Annotated in this window: 12 protein-coding genes; 5 read left to right on the top strand and 7 right to left on the bottom strand. The window is 55.0% G+C overall.

Annotated elements, in window-relative coordinates; translation table 11 throughout:
- Positions 1 to 74: 74 nt before the first annotated feature.
- Positions 75 to 2,465 (top strand): SUMF1/EgtB/PvdO family nonheme iron enzyme, encoded by a 2,391-nt coding sequence (locus VGH19_19910; GenBank protein HEY1173641.1) that lies wholly within the window; start codon positions 75 to 77, stop codon positions 2,463 to 2,465.
- A gap of 125 nt (positions 2,466 to 2,590) precedes the next feature.
- On the opposite strand, the gene VGH19_19905 is transcribed toward VGH19_19910, so the two are convergent.
- From VGH19_19905 to VGH19_19880, 6 genes are all read right to left on the bottom strand, one after another.
- Positions 2,591 to 3,376: a tetratricopeptide repeat protein gene (locus VGH19_19905; protein HEY1173640.1), complete on the bottom strand. Its 786-nt coding sequence runs from the start codon at positions 3,374 to 3,376 to the stop codon at positions 2,591 to 2,593.
- Positions 3,377 to 3,436: 60 nt separating this feature from the next.
- A complete protein-coding gene (locus VGH19_19900) occupies positions 3,437 to 5,008 on the bottom strand; it encodes a class I tRNA ligase family protein (protein ID HEY1173639.1) in 1,572 nt (523 codons plus the stop codon).
- 60 nt (positions 5,009 to 5,068) lie between these two features.
- Positions 5,069 to 6,082 (bottom strand): MraY family glycosyltransferase, encoded by a 1,014-nt coding sequence (locus VGH19_19895; GenBank protein ID HEY1173638.1) that lies wholly within the window; start codon positions 6,080 to 6,082, stop codon positions 5,069 to 5,071.
- A gap of 2 nt (positions 6,083 to 6,084) precedes the next feature.
- Positions 6,085 to 7,257 carry a glycosyltransferase family 4 protein gene (locus tag VGH19_19890; protein HEY1173637.1) on the bottom strand — a complete coding sequence of 391 codons (1,173 nt, stop codon included), beginning with the start codon at positions 7,255 to 7,257 and terminating at the stop codon, positions 6,085 to 6,087.
- A gap of 86 nt (positions 7,258 to 7,343) precedes the next feature.
- Positions 7,344 to 10,130 carry a tetratricopeptide repeat protein gene (locus VGH19_19885; protein ID HEY1173636.1) on the bottom strand — a complete coding sequence of 929 codons (2,787 nt, stop codon included), beginning with the start codon at positions 10,128 to 10,130 and terminating at the stop codon, positions 7,344 to 7,346.
- A 79-nt stretch (positions 10,131 to 10,209) separates the two neighbouring features.
- Positions 10,210 to 11,367 (bottom strand): class I SAM-dependent RNA methyltransferase, encoded by a 1,158-nt coding sequence (locus VGH19_19880; protein ID HEY1173635.1) that lies wholly within the window; start codon positions 11,365 to 11,367, stop codon positions 10,210 to 10,212.
- 231 nt (positions 11,368 to 11,598) lie between these two features.
- Between VGH19_19880 and VGH19_19875 the strand changes: the two genes are divergently transcribed.
- The 4 genes from VGH19_19875 to VGH19_19860 all read left to right on the top strand — a co-directional run bounded on the left by VGH19_19875 (position 11,599) and on the right by VGH19_19860 (position 16,636).
- Entirely contained in the window at positions 11,599 to 12,405 is an 807-nt protein-coding gene (locus VGH19_19875; GenBank protein HEY1173634.1) for an ABC-2 family transporter protein, read from the top strand.
- A 9-nt stretch (positions 12,406 to 12,414) separates the two neighbouring features.
- A complete protein-coding gene (locus VGH19_19870) occupies positions 12,415 to 13,218 on the top strand; it encodes an ABC-2 family transporter protein (GenBank protein ID HEY1173633.1) in 804 nt (267 codons plus the stop codon).
- A gap of 1,340 nt (positions 13,219 to 14,558) precedes the next feature.
- The gene (locus VGH19_19865; protein ID HEY1173632.1) at positions 14,559 to 16,010 is read left to right on the top strand and encodes a Clp protease N-terminal domain-containing protein; all 1,452 of its coding nucleotides are present in this window, start codon (positions 14,559 to 14,561) and stop codon (positions 16,008 to 16,010) included.
- Positions 16,011 to 16,063: 53 nt separating this feature from the next.
- Entirely contained in the window at positions 16,064 to 16,636 is a 573-nt protein-coding gene (locus VGH19_19860; protein HEY1173631.1) for a DUF559 domain-containing protein, read from the top strand.
- A gap of 9 nt (positions 16,637 to 16,645) precedes the next feature.
- Here VGH19_19860 and yedA read toward each other — a convergent pair whose 3' ends face one another.
- The gene (yedA, locus tag VGH19_19855; GenBank protein HEY1173630.1) at positions 16,646 to 17,611 is read right to left on the bottom strand and encodes a drug/metabolite exporter YedA; all 966 of its coding nucleotides are present in this window, start codon (positions 17,609 to 17,611) and stop codon (positions 16,646 to 16,648) included.
- Positions 17,612 to 18,110: the final 499 nt, after the last annotated feature.

Genomic DNA, 18,110 nt, shown 5'->3' with positions numbered 1-18,110 from the left:
AAGAGTTTAGAAACGCATCGGAAGGCAGTTCCCGGACCGTGTGGCAGGTGCCCGGAACCTTCTAAGGAACACACATGTCTACTCCAGCTCCTGGAAATCAACAGTACGATCTCGGTGAAGCGATAAACAAGCTGTCCGAAGGGCAGAAGGTTTTTGGTGGTCGCTACACCTTGATGAAGATCGTCGGCCGCAGCCTGTATTCAGTTTCATGGCTGGCTTGGGATGAGAAGCAGAACCGGGATGTGGCGTTAAAGTTCCTGCCGGTAATGGGCAAGGAGGATCCTTCTGCGGTCGCGAATCTGAAGCGGGAGATCAAGAAGTTACAGGATGAGATCAAGGGGCCGCAACTTGTGGCGATATATGATGTGGAGATAGACGGTCTCGTGGTGGCCCTGGCAACGGAGTATGTCGAAGGCAACACGCTGGCGATATTGCGGGAACAGAAGAAGAACAAGTGTTTCGCGCCGCAGGAACTGGCCGATATGTTGCAGCAGCTTTGCACAGTGCTGGAACAAGCCCACAATGAAACCCATATCCTGCATGGGAATATCAAGCCGACGAATTTGCTGGTGACTCAAAAAGGACAGCTGAAGATCGCTGACTATGGCTTGAATTCGGTGCTGGTGGATTTCATCAGCCGTACTTCGGAGATCCGGGTGGCGAACCGGAATCTTTCTTACATCAGTCCGCAAAAGGCCAATGGAGCTCCACACACGCTGACGGATGAGATTTACGAGCTGGGCTCCACGATGTACGAACTGCTGACGAGCCGCCCGCCGTTCTACACGGGTGATCTGATATTGCAGGTGAATCAAAAGGTTCCGCCCCCGATGGTGCATCGGCGTAAGGAGCTGCGCGTGATCGGCGAACCGATCCCGCGCGTGTGGGAGGAGACGATTGCCGCATGTCTGGCTAAAGATCCTACGCAGCGTCCGCAATCCATCTCGAAGCTGGTTGAAGGACTGGAGCTGGAAGCGCCGCCGAGCGCGGAGATGCAAGAAGCGCCGGCGGCGGCTCCACAGCCGGCAGCGAACAGCAATAAGACTTTGTTCATCGCCGTGGCGGTGATTGTGCTGGTGGGGGCGGTGGGTGGTGTGCTGGCGGGGAAGATGAAGAAGAAGGATCCCGTGGTGGTGGCCGTGCAAACACCATCCCAGCCAAGCCAGGCGGCTCTCGATCAGAAAAAGAAACTGGAAGAAGAGGCTGCCAAGGCGCAGCGCGATCTGGAGGCCAAGCGAAAACAGGCCGAGGATCTGGAGAAGAAACTCAAGGCTGATGCTGAAAAGTTGAAAGCGGAACAGGCCAAGCAGGCGGAAGCGGCAAAGAAGATGGCGGCTGAAGCGGAGGCCAAACGCAAAGCGGCTGAAGAGGAGTTGAAACTTTTGCAAGAACAGACGGAGCTGCTGAAGAAGAAAGCGGCAACTGAGGCCACCGAGGCCAGCAAGAAAGCGGAGGCCGAGAGCGCGGCCAAGGTAAAAGCCGCCGAAGAACGGGCCAAGCAAATGCTGGCCGAAGCCCAAAAGTTGAAGGATGATGAGGCCAAACGCATCGCGAATGCGAAGAAGATGACCGAAGACACTGAGGCGAAGCGCAAGGCGGCTGAAGCCGAGGCCAAGCGCATGGCTTCGTTGCAGGAGGAGAACAGGATACGTCAGATGGCGATGGCGGCAGAGAAGGCCAAGCGCGATGCCGAGGAGAAGGCGATGGCGGAAGCGAGGGCGCAGCAGGAGGCTGCACGGATCGAGGCAGAGAAGAAGGCGCAGGCAGCAGCATTGGCCGCACGACGTTTCACGGCGGGCAAGCCATGGTTCAACAGCTTGGGCATCAAATTTGTTCCCGTGGGGCAGACGATGGTGGCCATCTGGGAAGTTCGTTATAGCGATTACGATGCGTTCATCCGTGATTCCAAGTATGCTGGCGGCACGGGCTGGAAGAGCCCAGGCTTCAAGCAGGATACTTCTGATCCGGTGGTGAATGTGAGCTGGGATGACGCACAAGCGTTCTGCAAATGGCTGACGGAGAAGGAAGGCAAGGAGACGTTGATCAGCGGTTACAAGTATCGCCTGCCGACGGATCAAGAATGGAGCGCGGCGGCGTTGCTTTCGGGTGAGGCGGGTGGCACTCCGGCAGAGCGCGATCGCAAGATCACGGGAGTTTATCCTTGGGGCAATGCGTGGCCGCCTCCGGCGGGGGCGGGCAATTACGAGAACCGCATCGCATATGACCGTTACGAACACACTTCACCGGTGGCGAGTTTTCCGGCAAATCCGAATGGCATCTATGACTTGGGCGGGAATGTCTGGGAGTGGTGCGAGGATGTGATGAACAACGGTAAAGTGGTGCGCGGAGGTTCATGGCAGGGTTATGAGCCAGGATTGCTTTTCTCCAGCACACGGAAGGCTTTTGGTTCTGCTGAGCGTAAGACGGATGTAGGTTTCCGTCTGGTTTTGATACCTGCGAAGTAGGCGGAACTTTCGAAGGGAATTAAAAGGCGGCTTCGGCCGCCTTTTTCTTTTCCTGAAATCCGTAAGTGCAGATAAAGAAAAGCCTTGGCCGAGAAGCCAAGGCTTGGTCTGCAACAGTTTAAATCTTACTTCTTATAGGTACTTGCCCGTTTCAGGCCTTCAGCCACTTGATCGGGGGTCATTTTATAGAGGCCCACCATGGAATCTCGACGCTTGGCTGCGTCATCACTGCCCGTGTTGGCGGCGATGACGAGCCATTTGTAGGATTCCACAAAATCACGGGGCACACCTTGGCCGAGGGAGTAGGAGCTTCCCAAGGCATACTGTGCGGGTGCGTAGCCAGCATCAGCCGCTTTGCGGAACCACCGGACTGCTTCGGCGTAGTCCTGGGTCGTGCCGATGCCATTTTGCAGCATCCTGCCGACTTGCAATTGTGCTTCCAGAACATTTTGGTCGGCGGCTTTCTTATACCAGTTGAAAGATTCGGCCAGGTCGGGGGCCTTCAAACCCATACCCTTTTCATAGTACAGGGCCACCTTGTATATGCTCTGTAGATGACCAGCCTCGGCGGCTTTGAGATACCATTTCAGAGCTTCCTTGTCGTCCGGCTTTGCCGTTCCCACACCGAGGGCCTCCAGAAAACCCATTTGATGCATCGCGTCCGGATTCGTCTTGGCGGCGCGTGTGTACCATTTCACTGCTTCCTTTGCATCCGCTGGCACGCCGATACCCAGCTCATAGCACAGGCCCAACTGGTATTGGGCGAGGGGTTCTTTTTTGGCGGCGTTCAGCAGCTGGTCCACGGGCGGCAACTGGCCTTGCGCAGAAGCATCGAATCCGGTCGTGAGCAGCAGCCCGGTGCCGAGGACAAGTGCGGCTGCTGTTTTGGGGAGAAGGTTGCGGCCTTTCATGGTGGCGATGTTAGAACCTTTTACGCTCTTTTTTCAAGACATGAATCAACCCGCCGAAGCTCATTTCTTCGGCTGGTCCCGGCGCGGGAAGAGAGCGACGGGATCACCGCATTGATGACCTTGCGGCAGCTTGCCCCAGACGGCGTCCGCCAGTTTGTCCGGCTGACCGGTAAGCCCGAGCTGCTGATAGATTCGTCCGGCGGAGTTCGGGATGAACGGCCAGAGCAGCACGGCGATGATGCGGCAACTCTCAATGAGATTATACATGATCTCATCGCGCCGTTCCTTTTGAGCGGCATCTTTCAATTTGAACGGGGCCGTCTGCTCGATGTAAACATTGCAGCGGGTGGAATAGGCCAGCATCGTCTCGAGCGCGTCCTGCAATTCATTCGCCTGCAATTGCGCTTTGAACTTCGTCATCGCTGCTTCGGCTTCCGCGGCCAGTTCTCGTGAGATAGCCGGAACCAAACCGCTGTTATAGTTCTTGAGCATGGACACCGAACGGTTCAGCAGGTTGCCGATGTTCTTGGCCAAATCCGCATGATAACGCTGGCTGAAACCTTCATCCGTCCAGTTGCCATCCGGGCCAATCGCCAGTTCGCGCACCACATAATAGCGGAACGCATCCAGCCCCCAGTCATCAATGACGGCGACGGGATCGACGATGTTGCCGGTGGACTTGGCGATCTTCTCGCCGTTCTTTTGCCACCAGCCATGCACGAGGATCTGCTTCGGCATCGGCAGGCCCATCGCCTTCAACATGATGGGCCAATAGACCGCGTGGAATTTCAGGATGTCCTTGCCGATGACGTGAATGTTAGCGGGCCAGAGTGAGAGATGTTCGCTGCCTTGAGAGAACTCTTCCGGCTTCGATCCGAGTGCCTGGCAGACCACGGGATCACCGTGGGCGGCGGGGATGCTGATGTAGTTCACCAAGGCATCGAACCAGACATATGTCACGAAATCCGGCGCGAAGGGCAGGGGGATGCCCCAGCTCAAGCGCGCTGCCGGACGCGTGATGCACAAATCTTCCAGCGTGTTGTTCTTGAGGAAGCCTAGTACTTCATTGCGGCGATAGCTTGGTTCGATGAATGAGGGATTGGCTTCGATGTACTCGATCAGCCATTGCTGATGCGACTGCATCTTGAAATACCAGTTGTCCTCTTCCAGCTTCGTGACCTCGCCGTAAATCGCGTCAAACGTGCCGTCGGGCAGACGGTCTTTTTCGGTCAGGAATGTTTCCTGCCGTGCGGAATAGAAGCCGGAATAAGTCTGCTTATAAAAATGCCCTTCCGCATGCAGCTTGCTCAGGATCGCCTGCACCACTTTTTTATGTTGCGGCGAAGACGTGCGGACGAAATCGTTGTTGGACAGCTCCAGCTTGCGGACGAAGGACTGCCAGCTGGTGGCCAGTTCATCAGTGTAAGTTTGCGGGCCTTTGCCCTCCGCCATCGCGGCTTGCTGGACCTTTTGCCCGTGCTCATCCAGACCGGTGAGGAAGAAAGACTCGTTCCCCAAGCTGTGTTGTGCGCGGTTGATCACATCTGAGATCACTTTTTCATAGGCATGCCCCAAGTGAGGCTGCCCGTTCACGTAATCGATGGCCGTAGTAATATAGAACCGTTTATTCATTCGAACAAAGGGAGCATGGAGGAGGAGGAGACGATTGGCAACTGCTTGCGTAGTGGGGATTTATCCTAGCATCAGCAACCCCAATATCCCCGCCAGTCCAGCCAACAACCAGATCACCAGCACGGCCGTGGGCTTGCTCAATCCGCGCCTGACTAACCGGTGAGATAGGTGATTGTTATCCCCAATCCAGAACGGTTTGCCCAAGCGGTAGCGGATGATGACCACGCAGAGGAGATCGCCCAAGGGGACAGCGAGGATGACTAAAGGCACCAGTACCGCCAGAGTGTTCGGATGCTCTGGCGTGTGGAAGGAAGGTAGAATTGCCAGCACGGCCAGCAGATAGCCGACCAAGTGACTGCCTGCATCTCCGAGGAACACACTGGCTTTCGGAAAGTTGTAGGGGAGAAATCCGAGCAATGCGCCCACACTCAATGCGGCAAGAGCTGCTACGAGATATTGCCCGTGAATCGCTGCGCTCATCCCCAGAAACCAAGCGCCATTCAACCCAAGGCCACCGCACAGGCCGTTCATGTTATCCATGAAATTCAGTGCGTTGATGAGCGTAAGTATCCAAAGCACCGTGATGATGAATCCGAAAAGCGGGATCGGGACGAACAGAGTCACGCGCACACCAACTGCGGCAACGAGCGATGCAATAAGCAATTGCCCGATGAACTTGGGCGCGGCTTTCATCTCATATCGGTCATCCCACCAGCCCAGAGTCAGCATGCCGAATGCGCCCAACAGAATGGTGCCGAGCTGCAAGGCGCGTTTCTCGATGCCGTAACGCATCGCCTCCAACGCATCCAGATTCAGTCCCAGGGTTGAGGCCAAAGAGTTCGCCCAGCTGCCGCCAAAGAGCAGCAGACACCCGAAAAGAATCGGCACGAACAAACCCGTGGCGACGGCCAATCCACCCGCCAAGGCAACCGGTTCAGTGTGAATCTTCCGATGGCCGGGATCATCGACATGATTCGTGCGGCGACACCATGTGCGCCAGAGCGGCAAGCTGATCGCGCTGACGAGTGCGGCTGTGATCAGCGAAAGCAGATAGATGTTCAGCGGAAATTCCACAATCAGCCCTTAGGCCCGCCTCCAGTCTTTAGCAGCTTTTGATACAAGTGAAACAAATCATCCACCATCCTTTCGACGGGGAACCAATTGCGAACCAACGCCTGCCCGTGTAAGCCGAGTCGCCGGCACAAGGCCGCGTCTTTCGCCAGCGAAACGAGCGCGTGTTCTAGGCGCGGAAAATCTTTCGGCTGGATGAGGAAACCAGTCTGCTCAGGCAGGCAAACTTCCTTGGCTCCATCGCAGTCATATGCGACCACGGGTTTGCCTGCGGCCAAGGCTTGGGGCAGGGCGCGGGGCAATCCCTCACGCAGAGATAGGTGAGCCAGTGCATCCATGATGCCGACATAACGTGCTACTTCTTTCGGGGGAACTAATCCGGTGAAGACGAATTGCTTCTCTAAGCCCATGCGCTTGATCTGTTCCTCAAGTGAGGGGCGCAGCACGCCATCGCCCACGAGGAGGAACTTCACCTGGGGACAGGCACTGACAATCTTGGGGGCAACGGTCAGCAAATCATCATGGCCCTTCAGTTCGAACAAGCGTGCGATTTTTCCGATGACGAAATCACCTGGAGCGATGCCAAGTTTTTGGCGCAGGGCTTGGTCGTTTTTAGCCGTCAGATAAGGCTGCAGATCGAAGCCGCTGAAAACGCGGGTGTATTGCTCCGGCAGTCCAATGCCTGCGGCAAGGTATTGCTCAGTCATCGCATTCGCCACGACTATGAAATGATCCGTGACCCTTGCTGCATAACGCTCTGCATTAGTAAAAACAAAATTGGCGAGTGCCCCTTGAAATTTACCAAAGGATGGCCCGTGGATGGTGTGGATGATGACCGGCACACCGGCTCGTTTTGCGGCTAATCGTCCCAGCACGCCTGCTTTACCGCTGTGGGTGTGGACTACGTCCGGTTTTCGTTGTTTGAGATATTCAGTGAGTGTCGTCAGTGCTTTCCAATCCTGCAAGGGGGATACCGGGCGCACCAAATGTTCATTGTGCGAGAGCACTCCGGGAAAATTGACGAAGAGACGTTCCAGTGAGCCTTCCGGCCCTGCTGTGGGACCGCTGACGAGATCGCAGTCCAATCCATGACGCGAGCGCAGGCCCAACACACTGGAGACGGTGTTCTCCTGTGCGCCGCCAACGATCAATCGTGTGATGATGTGCGTGACCCGCATTCACGGTTCCGGCGTATTATCATTGGCCGGAGTTAGTTTGCGCGGCAAGGTAGCGATGTGCGGGGGAGGCGTCCAACGCAAAGCGGTCAGTTGCCTTTCAATTGCTGCAGCCGTTGTCTGGCTTGCTGGGCATCCGCAGAGTTGGCAGGCACTTTGGCCAGGAATGTTTCATAATGGCGGATGGCCTCATCTTTTTTGTCCTTTCGAGCGGCAATTTCACCCAGATAGAACAGGGGCGCAGGATTGTTGGTTTGCAGCACTGCTACTTTGAGAAAGCCTTTTTCGGCAGCCGCCAGGTCATTCATCCGCAATTTTGCATTCGCATGGTTCATCAGTATGACAGGATGCTCCGGGCGCAGTTTTACCGCCTGTTCCAAGGGTGCGATGGCTTTTGCGTCTTCACCCGTCTGAAGGTATAGTGCGCCCAGGTTCATCAGGGTTTCCGCATTGTTCGTGTTGAGGGTGAGCTGCTGTTGGGTGATGGCGATGGCCTTGGGATAATCTTTCTGGGCGAGATAGAGATTGAAGAGGCCGACGAGAGGAAGTTTTTCTTTCGGATATTCTTTTTGTGCAGCGAGCAATGCCTGCTCTGCCTGTGCATAATTCCCCATTGCTGCGTTGGCTCGCGATTCTTGATGAATGAATTCCATCCGGATGGGCAGGGAAAGTTTGGGGAAGTCAGGTGAACGTTGCGCCGAAGCCAACAAGGCGAGCGCCTGTTTGGGGGCCTGTCCGCGCAATAAGACTTCCGTATAAGCGAGTAAATACTCCGTTTGCCCGGGTTTTGCTTTCACTGCGTACGCGATTTGCTCCGCAGCTTGCCTGAGCAGACCAAAGGAGACCAGGGTGCGGCCCAGCTCGTATTGCAATTGAGGTGCACAGACCAGACCATACTCCCTCATGAGGGTGCTCCAAGTTTGCCCCCGCCCCCAATCATCTGATTCTATTTTGCCCGAGCGGTTTATGGCGGCAATGGTGTTCTGAGGGTTCAGCATCAAGGCGTCATCAAAGGCTTTTGCCCCCTCATTGACCTTGCCGGAGTTGTGCAGATATACACCCCAGGTATCAAGGCATCGGGAGAGGTGGCGGGCTACCATGGCTGCATCACTATAGGGGTGGTGGGTGTAGGGTTGCAGCCGGTTCAGATAGTCCCGCTGTTCCTGCCAGAATGCCTCGTTCAGCTTTTTTTCTGATTCTGTCAGGACAGGCGCCAGTATCTGGTCTGGCTGATAAGGGACAAGTTCGTAAATCAGACCTTTGGGCCGCAGATGGAACGATTCCAGCAGGTGCGGTCCGCTCACAGGATGAAGATAACAGAGGCGGTTGCTTTGTGAGTGGAATTTGATGACTTCTCCAACTAAAGGCGAGGGCAGAGGATCGGGCAAGTTTTTCTCTTTGATCAGGTTGCTCCAGCGTCCCGGATAATGACGGGAGAGGGTTTCCTGATATCTGGATTCGGGGAGAAACCGTGTGTCCAGCATCAGATGGGGATTTTTCCCTTCCGATGCAAAGTGGGCTTCCAGCAGGAGGATCAACTGGGGATCGCTGCTGAGCAGTATGGCGCTAGTTTCGGGCAGTTGTGCGGCCATGCGTTGTGCGTATTCTTTTAACGCTTGGGTGTTGTTTCCCCGGATGGTCGGAAAATTACGATAGGCTAACGCTCCCGCAGTGACAAAGGGACCTGTCCACATCAGTATGGTGATCAGCCAGCCCAAAGCGGAATTCAAGGATGATTGCCGTTTCCAGCCGCGTTGGTCCCCTTGGCGGAAAATGAGCAGGAAATAGCCGCTGTAGTAGCCGATGTTCAGGGCGATCAAGTAATTGAAGGTCAGAAAAGTGAGCTGAGGGATTCCTACGCCCATCGCCATTCCCCGCGGGCTGTAAACCGGGTCAAACATCACCCATATGCTGAATCCTAAAAACATCGCGTGGACGAGGTAGAACATCAGTAACGTGAGAAATGAGGCGATGGGGTTGGCTTCACCCATGTTCGATGGCCACCGGATGCCGATGGAAATCAAAGGCAGGAACACGACGAGGGAAAGGATCAGCGGAAGCCAGGGGGGGATGGTGCGGAGAGCGAGTTTTTGCTGGCCGAGTTGTTCGTGCAGCAGCGTCACAAAATCGCCGTTTCCTCTCAAACTTTCCACTAGCGGCATGAGCAGGTAGAGCGAAAGGCCAAGCAAACCGAAGCCGGCAAACTTGGCCAGTAACCTGAGCTTGAAGAACGATTTGCCCTGAAACCAGATGAGTGTGATCAGGAAGAAGGGGAAAAAACCGATCATCGCCCAGTTGTTCGTCGTCGCCAGACCGTAGAAAAATACGAACTGGTAGAGCCAAGTTGTTTTCTTTTCCTGACGGTACTCCAGCAGGCAGCGGATGATGTGACCGAACAGCAGCAGGTTCAGCATTTCACCCGTCAAGGCTGTGGCGTGCTCCCAAAAGCTCATCTGCAAACCCAAGGTTAGAGCGGCAAAGAGCGGGGGGATCCAGTTTGTCGGAATGCTTAACAGACCGTTTGTGGTGCGCTCTTTTTGACGTTGTTCCCGGGTGCGATCTTGCGGCAGCAAGGCCACTGTCCTGGTTAGCGTGCTCAGAGTCAACGCGGCCAGTATGGCCGTCAACGCGTTCATCACCGCAGGGGCGCTGCCTGCGGGCAGCCATGCAATCGGTAGCGTGACAAGATACAGCAAGGGAGGCAGGGCTTGTATAGACCACCAGTCCCAGCCAAGAAGTTTGCTGGTGATGGGCAGGCTTTTCGACGTCACCCAGCCGCTCGCGGTGGCAAGATACACACCGAGTGCTGCCAGCGCGATCAGCCACGGAAGAATCTTTAGCGAAAATCGCAGGGGCGGTTTTTCCGTCACGGTCATAAGATTTCTGTGGCCTCAGTTGACGCGAACATCAGCTTGCTGACAAGCCCATTGGACCGCCAGCAACGTTACAATTCCCTTACACTTCTACAGATTTGCACAGGCGCAAATCCGCCACGCATTCCACATGTTGCGTCTGCGGGAACATGTCCAGCGGCACTACTTGCACCACTTCATAGACCCCGTCCGCGCACAATAAGTTCAAATCTCGTGCCAATGTGGCCGGATGGCAAGAGACGTAGAGGATTTGTGCCGGACGATTTTCCCTCAAGCACGTGATCGCACCTGGATGACAACCCTTGCGCGGCGGATCAATGATCACTGTGGTCTTGGCTGCGTCGAACTTCGCCATCAGCTTCGGCAATTCCACCTCTGTTTGACCCGCGATGAACTCGCCATTCGTCAATCCGCGATTCGCCAGATTCTTGCGCGCCGCCTTGATCGCCGGGATATCGAGTTCCACACCCGCGAAACTCTCCACATACTTCGCCAGTTCGATGCCGAAGAAGCCCACGCCGCAATACGCATCCACCAAATGACTCGTGCCCGCATCCTTGATGCGATCGCGCACTGCTTCGATTAGCTTCGGCAGTAGGAAGAAATTGTTCTGAAAGAACGAATTCTCCGGCACTTCCCAACCTTCCGGCGGGATGCGCAGCACGACCTTCAATCCACCCTTCGGCGGCGGATTCGCTCGCACCGCCGGAATCTGATCGCTCAAGACTTTCTCCGCGATCTTGCACTCCTCCACATCCACCACGAACCGGCTGTCCTGCGCCACGTAACCGATGTGCAATTTCTTCAACCGCCCGTTCCACTGGCTGCGGATCATGATGCGATTCCGGTAACCATACGGCTCAGGGCAGGGGATGACTGGCGTGACGCGTTCTGGAGCGATATTGCCCAACCGCTGCAAGAGATCGGATATCTGCTTGTGCTTGATCTCAAGCTGCGCTGCGTAACTGATGTGCTGATACTGGCACCCGCCGCAGTCCATGTAGTATTGGCATTCCGGCTTCACGCGCTCGGGCGATGGCTTGATGACTCGCACCAGATTCGCGCGTCCGAATTTCTTCTTCACCTCCGTCAACTCCACTTCCACTTCTTCGCCCGTGAGGACGAACGGCACGAAGATCACGAACTCATCCAGCCGCGCGACACCCTCGCCGCCGAAAGCGACATCCTGCACCGTCACGACATGGCGCGAACCCGGTTTTAATTGCGAAACATCCAACATGAACGGCCTTCATCGCAAAACCCGCGCCGATGGGCAAGGGGGAATCTTCGAAATGACGAATGTCGAAGCCCGAATGACCCGGGAACTCTCACTTACATTGCTCCGCGATTATGTATCATTCGGGTTTGGACATTGCTCATTCCTTCGTCATTGGGATTTGGTCATTCGTCATTCCTCAGCTTCATCATTTACTAACCTGCATTAAACCATTACAGCAGTGCCCGTCATACTGTGAAGAAGTATCTCCACGTCGCGAATGTCGGTTTGCAGAACACGCTCGTTTACCGCGTGAACTTCTTTTTTCGCGCCGCCTTCGGACTCGTGCCGTTGATGGCCACCATCTTCATCTGGCGCGCCGTCTATGAGGGGAAGACGTCCGGTGATGATGTCGCGGGCTACTCCTTGGCCGAGATGATTTCTTACTACCTCATTGTGACTTTGGTGAACACCTTCACCGCCGTCACCGAGGACGACTGGCAGATTGCCGCCGATATCAAGGACGGCAACATCAGCCAATTCCTGCTGAAGCCCATCGATTATCTCAGCTACCGCCTCGTCCTGTTCGCTTCCGGTCGGCTCATTTACACCTTGGTGGCTATCATACCTGTGTCCATCTTCATCTTTTTCCAGCGAGACTTTTTCGTCGGCCCCGCCAGTGGCACACACTTCGGAGTGTTCATGATCTCACTGGTGCTCACCGCGCTGTTGCAGTTCTTGATTTCCTACACGTTGGCGTTGCTCGCTTTTTGGGTGCTGGAAGTTTCCACCTTCATCTTCATCGCCTTCGCTGTGGAATACGCCGCCAGCGGCCAGCTCTATCCGCTCGACATCCTGCCGCCCTTGATCACGAAGCTCATGTTCTTCACCCCGTTCCCATACCTCATGTTCTTCCCCGTGAATGTTTATCTCGGGAAGATGAACGGCTCCGAACTCTGGGCCGGTCTTGCCATGCAAGCCTTCTGGGTCGTGATGGCTTATATGCTCGCCCGCGCCGTTTGGGCGCGCGGCATCAAACACTACTCCGCCGTCGGCGGCTGATGCATTAAGATGACTGAAACCATCAAACGTTACTGGGGAATTTACGTCATGCTCTGGCGTAACTCCGTCGTGCGCGAGATGGGCTTCAAGTCGAACTTCATCCTCTGGCTCATCGTCGAACTCTTGTGGTTCGCCCTGCAACTCATCTTCGTCGGCGTGCTCTACATGCACACCGAGCACATCGGCACCTGGAGCAAGTGGGAAGTCGTCATGCTCTTCGGTGCGAGCCATTTCATCCAGCAACTCTTCACCGCCTTCTTTCTCGTGAACTTGGCGAACGTCTCCGAACTCATCCGCACCGGAAAGCTGGACTTCATGATGCTTTTGCCCGTGAACACCCGCTTCCTCATCTCGTTTAAGCAAGTGGACCTTGGTGGCTTCATCAGCGCGGCGACAGGCATCGCCGTGATGATCTACGCCTGCCGGAAGCTTGGTATCATGCCCGAAGCCGCCCACATCATTGGCTTCCTCCTGCTCAGCATCGTGGGCCTTATCATCCATTACTCACTCATGTTTCTGCTCACCAGCGTCAGCTTCTGGACCGTCCGCGCGCAAGGCATCGTCTGGGGTTACTACAACCTCTTCAACATCTCCCGTCAGCCGGACGAAGCCTTCAAAGGCCTCTTCAAGACCTTCTTCACCTTCGTCCTGCCCATGATGCTCGTCGTGAACGTCCCCGTGCGCGTCCTTATCCAGAAACTCGGCTCACCCGGCCAACTTACCCTCATGCTCGTGATGGCACTTCTCTGCTGGCTCGCCTCCGTCGCCTTCTGGCGCTTCTCCGTCAGCCGCTACACCAGCGCCAGCTCCTAACCTTCCCCCTCTCGATGTTCGGAGTTCGATGTTGGATGTTCGATGTTGGATGTTCGATGTTGGATGTTCGATGTTTCCCCACTTCCCTGTTTTCTTCATTCAACCTTCTTAATTCTACATTCCCCTGAAGCAGCTTCCATCCGATCCGTTCAGCGCGACTCCGTCGATGCATCCTGTCCTGCGGTACTCTAGCATCCGGCCTTTTCCTCCCGAACCAAACCCTCGCCAGCCACTCCACGCCAAAAGCTTGAGAAAAAGGCGGAGCATTCTGAGGAAGCACGCCGCCCCTTCTTCCTTCTCCTTCACGGGAGAAGGATTGAGGATGAGGGTGCCCCTCATTCTTCATTCTGCCTTCTTCCTTCAGCCTTCGGCTTCAGAAACTATGTCAAAGAGCAATGAAACCATCCGACCCCTGTGAGCTATCCCGCCCAACCCTCCTAATCAAAGAAGTCGATTCGACGCCGAACTCCAAAGTTAAAACTTTGGACTTCACCTGACGCCAGTCAGCACCCGGCCGGTTCCGCAGTGGCTACTTGGGATTCCCCGACACAATCACGGTCGACGTCCCGTTCCCCCTCCGGCTTACGAGCCCTGATCCAGCGCCCGATCCACCCACAGATCCTATCCTAATCCGGTAGGGCGGTGGTGCTCCGCCGCCCTAACTCTTTACGTCAAGGCACCGTGATAACCACACCCCACCACCGCCGAAAGCCCATCGCTTCCCATCCCCCTCTCCTCCAGTTGGAAGCCGAACTTCGGCTAGCTGGAGGAGAGGACACGGGGAGAGGAGGCACTACACCTCACTCATTCCCCCCGCTCGGAAGCCGAACCTCGGCCCTGATGATTCCATAAGGATTGCCAAATAATTCCAACGAACCATTGGCTTGAGGATGTTGAACCTTTCATGTTCCCAACTCGAAACTCAAAACTAGGAACCCGAAACAGGCTTGCAGCCTCTCCTTTACCAGCAGCGAGCTGCCAGCATCTAAATCTATGTCACAAACCTCTCAAGAAAACCACCACTTTTCGCTAAAATTTGTGATGAAACCCCAACCTTTTCACTGACAAGAACATCCAAAAATCCCAATCCACGTAACTTAACATTTGAAGCTGCCTTTCCTCGTAAATCGTAAATTTACCCCGCACCTTTTGGTCGGGGTCCAAAAGCGTAAATCTGTGTCTCCGTGGTGAGTTTCCCCATCCTGTCCCTCTGTTGATCCTGTCAAAATCTCCTCCATTCCGTTGACCCATTCGGTTGGAATTTCTGTTTTGTATTTCCTGTTGCTACCGGTTTTCCTCTACACAGTTGCAATCATCCAAACCGGGAAAGGAACCTGCGAATGACCTTCACTCCTCGCGCGAAAACGGTTTTGGCCTCAGCCCGCCATGAGGCAGAAAGCCGCGGCCATGCTGAGATCAGTGATGTGCACTTGTTTCTCGGCCTGTTCGAGAGCGGAGATGGCGCCGCGCATGCAGTCTTGAAAGATTTTTCGATTGATCCTGATGGACTTAAATTGATTTTCGCCTCTGATCTAAATCCCGCTGATAATCGCAAGGAAATCTCTTATGCCCCCATAGCCCAGCAGATCCTCGACCTGGCCTCAGCAGAGGCGGCCAGCTTGCGTCATGATTTCGTCGGCACAGAACATCTCCTGTTGGGGATCCTGAAAACGAAAGGGCAGGTGACGAAATGGTTTGATGAAATCGGGGTTAAGCCCGAAAACATCTCCAACAGACTGTTGGAGCAGATTCCGACTGGTTTCGCTTCTGGGCCGAATGAATCCGAATCTCCGGGATGGGTGCGTCGTATTTTGAATCTGTTCACCCAGCCTAAATCCGGGTCTTTTCCAGATGACATAGATTTTACACCTCGGGCCCGTCAGGTCCTCTCTCTGGCGCGTGCCGAAGCACAGCGCAGGGGGCAAGCTATTGACGATCTCCATCTGCTCTTCGGATTGTGCCAGTTGGGGCAGGGCGTGGCCGTGAACGTGATGCAGCATCTCGGCGGAGATTGGGGTGAGATCGAGAAAAAGATAATCGCGGCTCTGGACGAGATTCCACGCCAGCCAGATGCGACAGTCCTTCCTGAAGGCCCCCGTTTGAAAACTGTTTTTGCCGTCGGGCACCAAGAGCAAAAGGCCCTCTATCACACGTATTTCGGCACGGAACACGTTTTCTTGGGACTGCTGCAAGCCGGAGGACCTGCCGCAAAAATCATCTGCTCTACCGAGTTGGACATCAAACAAGTGCGGGAAGCCATCTTGCGGGAACTGGACCCGAACTTCTCTGCCGGTCCTGCAGAGGATATGTGGGATCGTACCTTCACCAACGAACCTATAAACGCGCACGGAAATGAGTTCTCTCCGCGCGTGCTCAAAGCCTTACAAGCAGCTCAGACTGAATCCAGAACCGTGGCACTCTCCACCGTGGGAACTCTGCAAGTGCTGGCCGGTCTTATGACGTTGGGTAGTGGGGTAGCCGTGCAAGTAATGCATCGCCAAGGGCTAACTCTGGAGCTGGTGAGAAATGAGATTACAGCGATCTATCAGGATAAGGTCTCACCCGAAAGCACCGCGCCAATTCCCTATACCCTGAACGCCCATGCCATGCTGGAAGCAGCCCATCAAGAGGCGAAAAAAGCGGGGTTTTCCTTCACCGGCGCAGAGCATCTTTTACTGGCCATCCTGCGCTCAGACGCTGTCAGCCTGGTCGATTTCTTCAACAAAACAAAAATAGACTGCGAAAAAGTCACCGCCATCCTCCTCAAAGAACTCAAAGACAGCTCAGAGTGATTCTAGCGGGCTGAATTTTCAACGAAACCAAGTTCAAAAATCTTTTCAGCCCAATGCCAACCGAGCAGAACAAATCACTCAAGGGAGAGTTCGATAGCAACGCAGCTAAAAACCTCCTTCTCCCTAACGGGAGAAGGATTGAGGATGAGGGTGCCCCTCGACCCACCCCAAAACAAAACTGCCTTACACAACCCAAGAGAAATATCGCACCCGCACCACCAAAGCCAAAAACCTCGCCCGCCGACTTCGTAAAAAAACCAACCGATGCCGAAAAACAACTTTGGCGTCTATCGCGAGACCGCCGGTTCAATGAATTCAAATTTCGCAGGCAATATGCATGCGGTAACTACTTCTTGGATTTCTATTGCCCAGATGCCCGTCTCGCTGTGGAACTGGATGGCAGTAGTCACGGTTTTCCCGGCCAGCAGATGAAAGACGTTGTTCGCGACGAATATCTGGCCAGCCAAGGCATCAAAGTTATGCGCTTCTGGAACAACCAGCTTGGCAAAGAACTGGACACCATTCGTGAGACGATCTGGTATGAATTGATGGAACGCACAGGGCGAACCAAGGAGATAGCTCATTATCTCCGTATTCCCAAAAAAGACTCCACACATTCTCTCTGATACAAAACCTCATCCCCAGTTTCCGCGTAGTCTGCGTATTCCGCGGTTCACCATCTCCCCGAAATTCTTCGGCAACGTGATCACGCACACGCCCACCACAATGACCGCTGCCGCCATGATGGTCTGCCCATTCAAATGCTCATCCAGCAACCACCATCCGAGGAACACTGCCACGATCGGATTCACATACGCATACGTCGCCACCAGCGAAGGATTGCACACTTGCAACAGCCAGATGTAAGCGCTGAAACCGATCCAGGAACCCACCACCACCAGATACACAAACGCGATCAGCGAACGGTTCGTGAACGCGCTGAAATCCGTCTGCGCCATCTCCCCGCGCATCAGGCCCACGAGCAATTGCGTCGCGCCCCCGCACAACATCTGCATGCCCACGCCGAGCAATGGTGACGTCGGCCGCGCGTTGTGTTTCATGAAGAGCGAGCCCCATGCCCAGAGGATGCACGCAAAGACGAGCGCGATGATCCCGCCCACATGGACGCCCGCCCCATGCACATCTTTACCCTGACCCATCACCAAGAGGATGACGCCCGCAAACCCGATCGCGATGCCGAGAATATTCTTCCCGCTCGGACGTTCCCCCTGCGGTCGCGCCCAATCCAACAACGCGATCCACAACGGCACAATCGCGATGATGAGCGCCGCCAATCCACTGGTGACATATTGCTCCGCCCACACCACCAATCCGTTACCACCCAGCAGCAAAAGCGTTCCGGAGATAAAAGAATTCTTCCAATGCTGCAACGTAGGCCGCGCATCACCCCGCAGGCGCATGAACAGATAGAGCAGGGCGCCCGCGATCACAAAGCGCGCCCCCGCCATCAGAAACGGCGGCAACGATTCCACCGCCACGCGAATGGCGAGATACGTGGAACCCCAGACTGTGTAGAGCGCGATGAAGGCCGCGATCAACAGGCTGCGAGACGGAGCGGAGGCGTTAGTATTGGTGCTCATGTTTATGCCTCCCGAGTGACCCGGTGTAGCATCGCAGCGGAAAAAGAAAACCCGCCGCGAATATCACGGCGGGTTTCGGAAAGTTTATAATGCTACATTCGCGAATCCTGCCGTGGCGTCACCGGACGCTTGGCTGCCCAAATGGCAACCGGCCAGCATGCCTTTACGCATACCGGACGCTTGCTAACTTTCGGCAGATTTACGAACACGCCCGCGAAGGTGTCAGTAGTGTTTCCCTATGTCAACTATGCGCGGAAGTGCGAGATTTAGCTGCATCCACACAATGCATTTAAAGTTTCGCCCGCCTGTGACTTCCAACTTCAGCCAGCAGCGACAAATGTTCTCCCTCTCCCCTCAACGGGGAGAGGGCAGGGGTGAGGGGTGAGAGCACCCACAGGTTCTCGAATTTGGGCCTGTGCGCGAAAACTCCTTGATGTTTAAATTTTCTCTGGAGCTTGGAACTTTGGATTCGGGATTTCTCCTTCTCGCTCAAATCAAT

The organism is Verrucomicrobiia bacterium, assembly GCA_036405135.1.
GTDB lineage: Bacteria > Verrucomicrobiota > Verrucomicrobiia > Limisphaerales > JAEYXS01 > JAEYXS01.
This window is presented reverse-complemented; position numbering and strand designations above follow the sequence as displayed.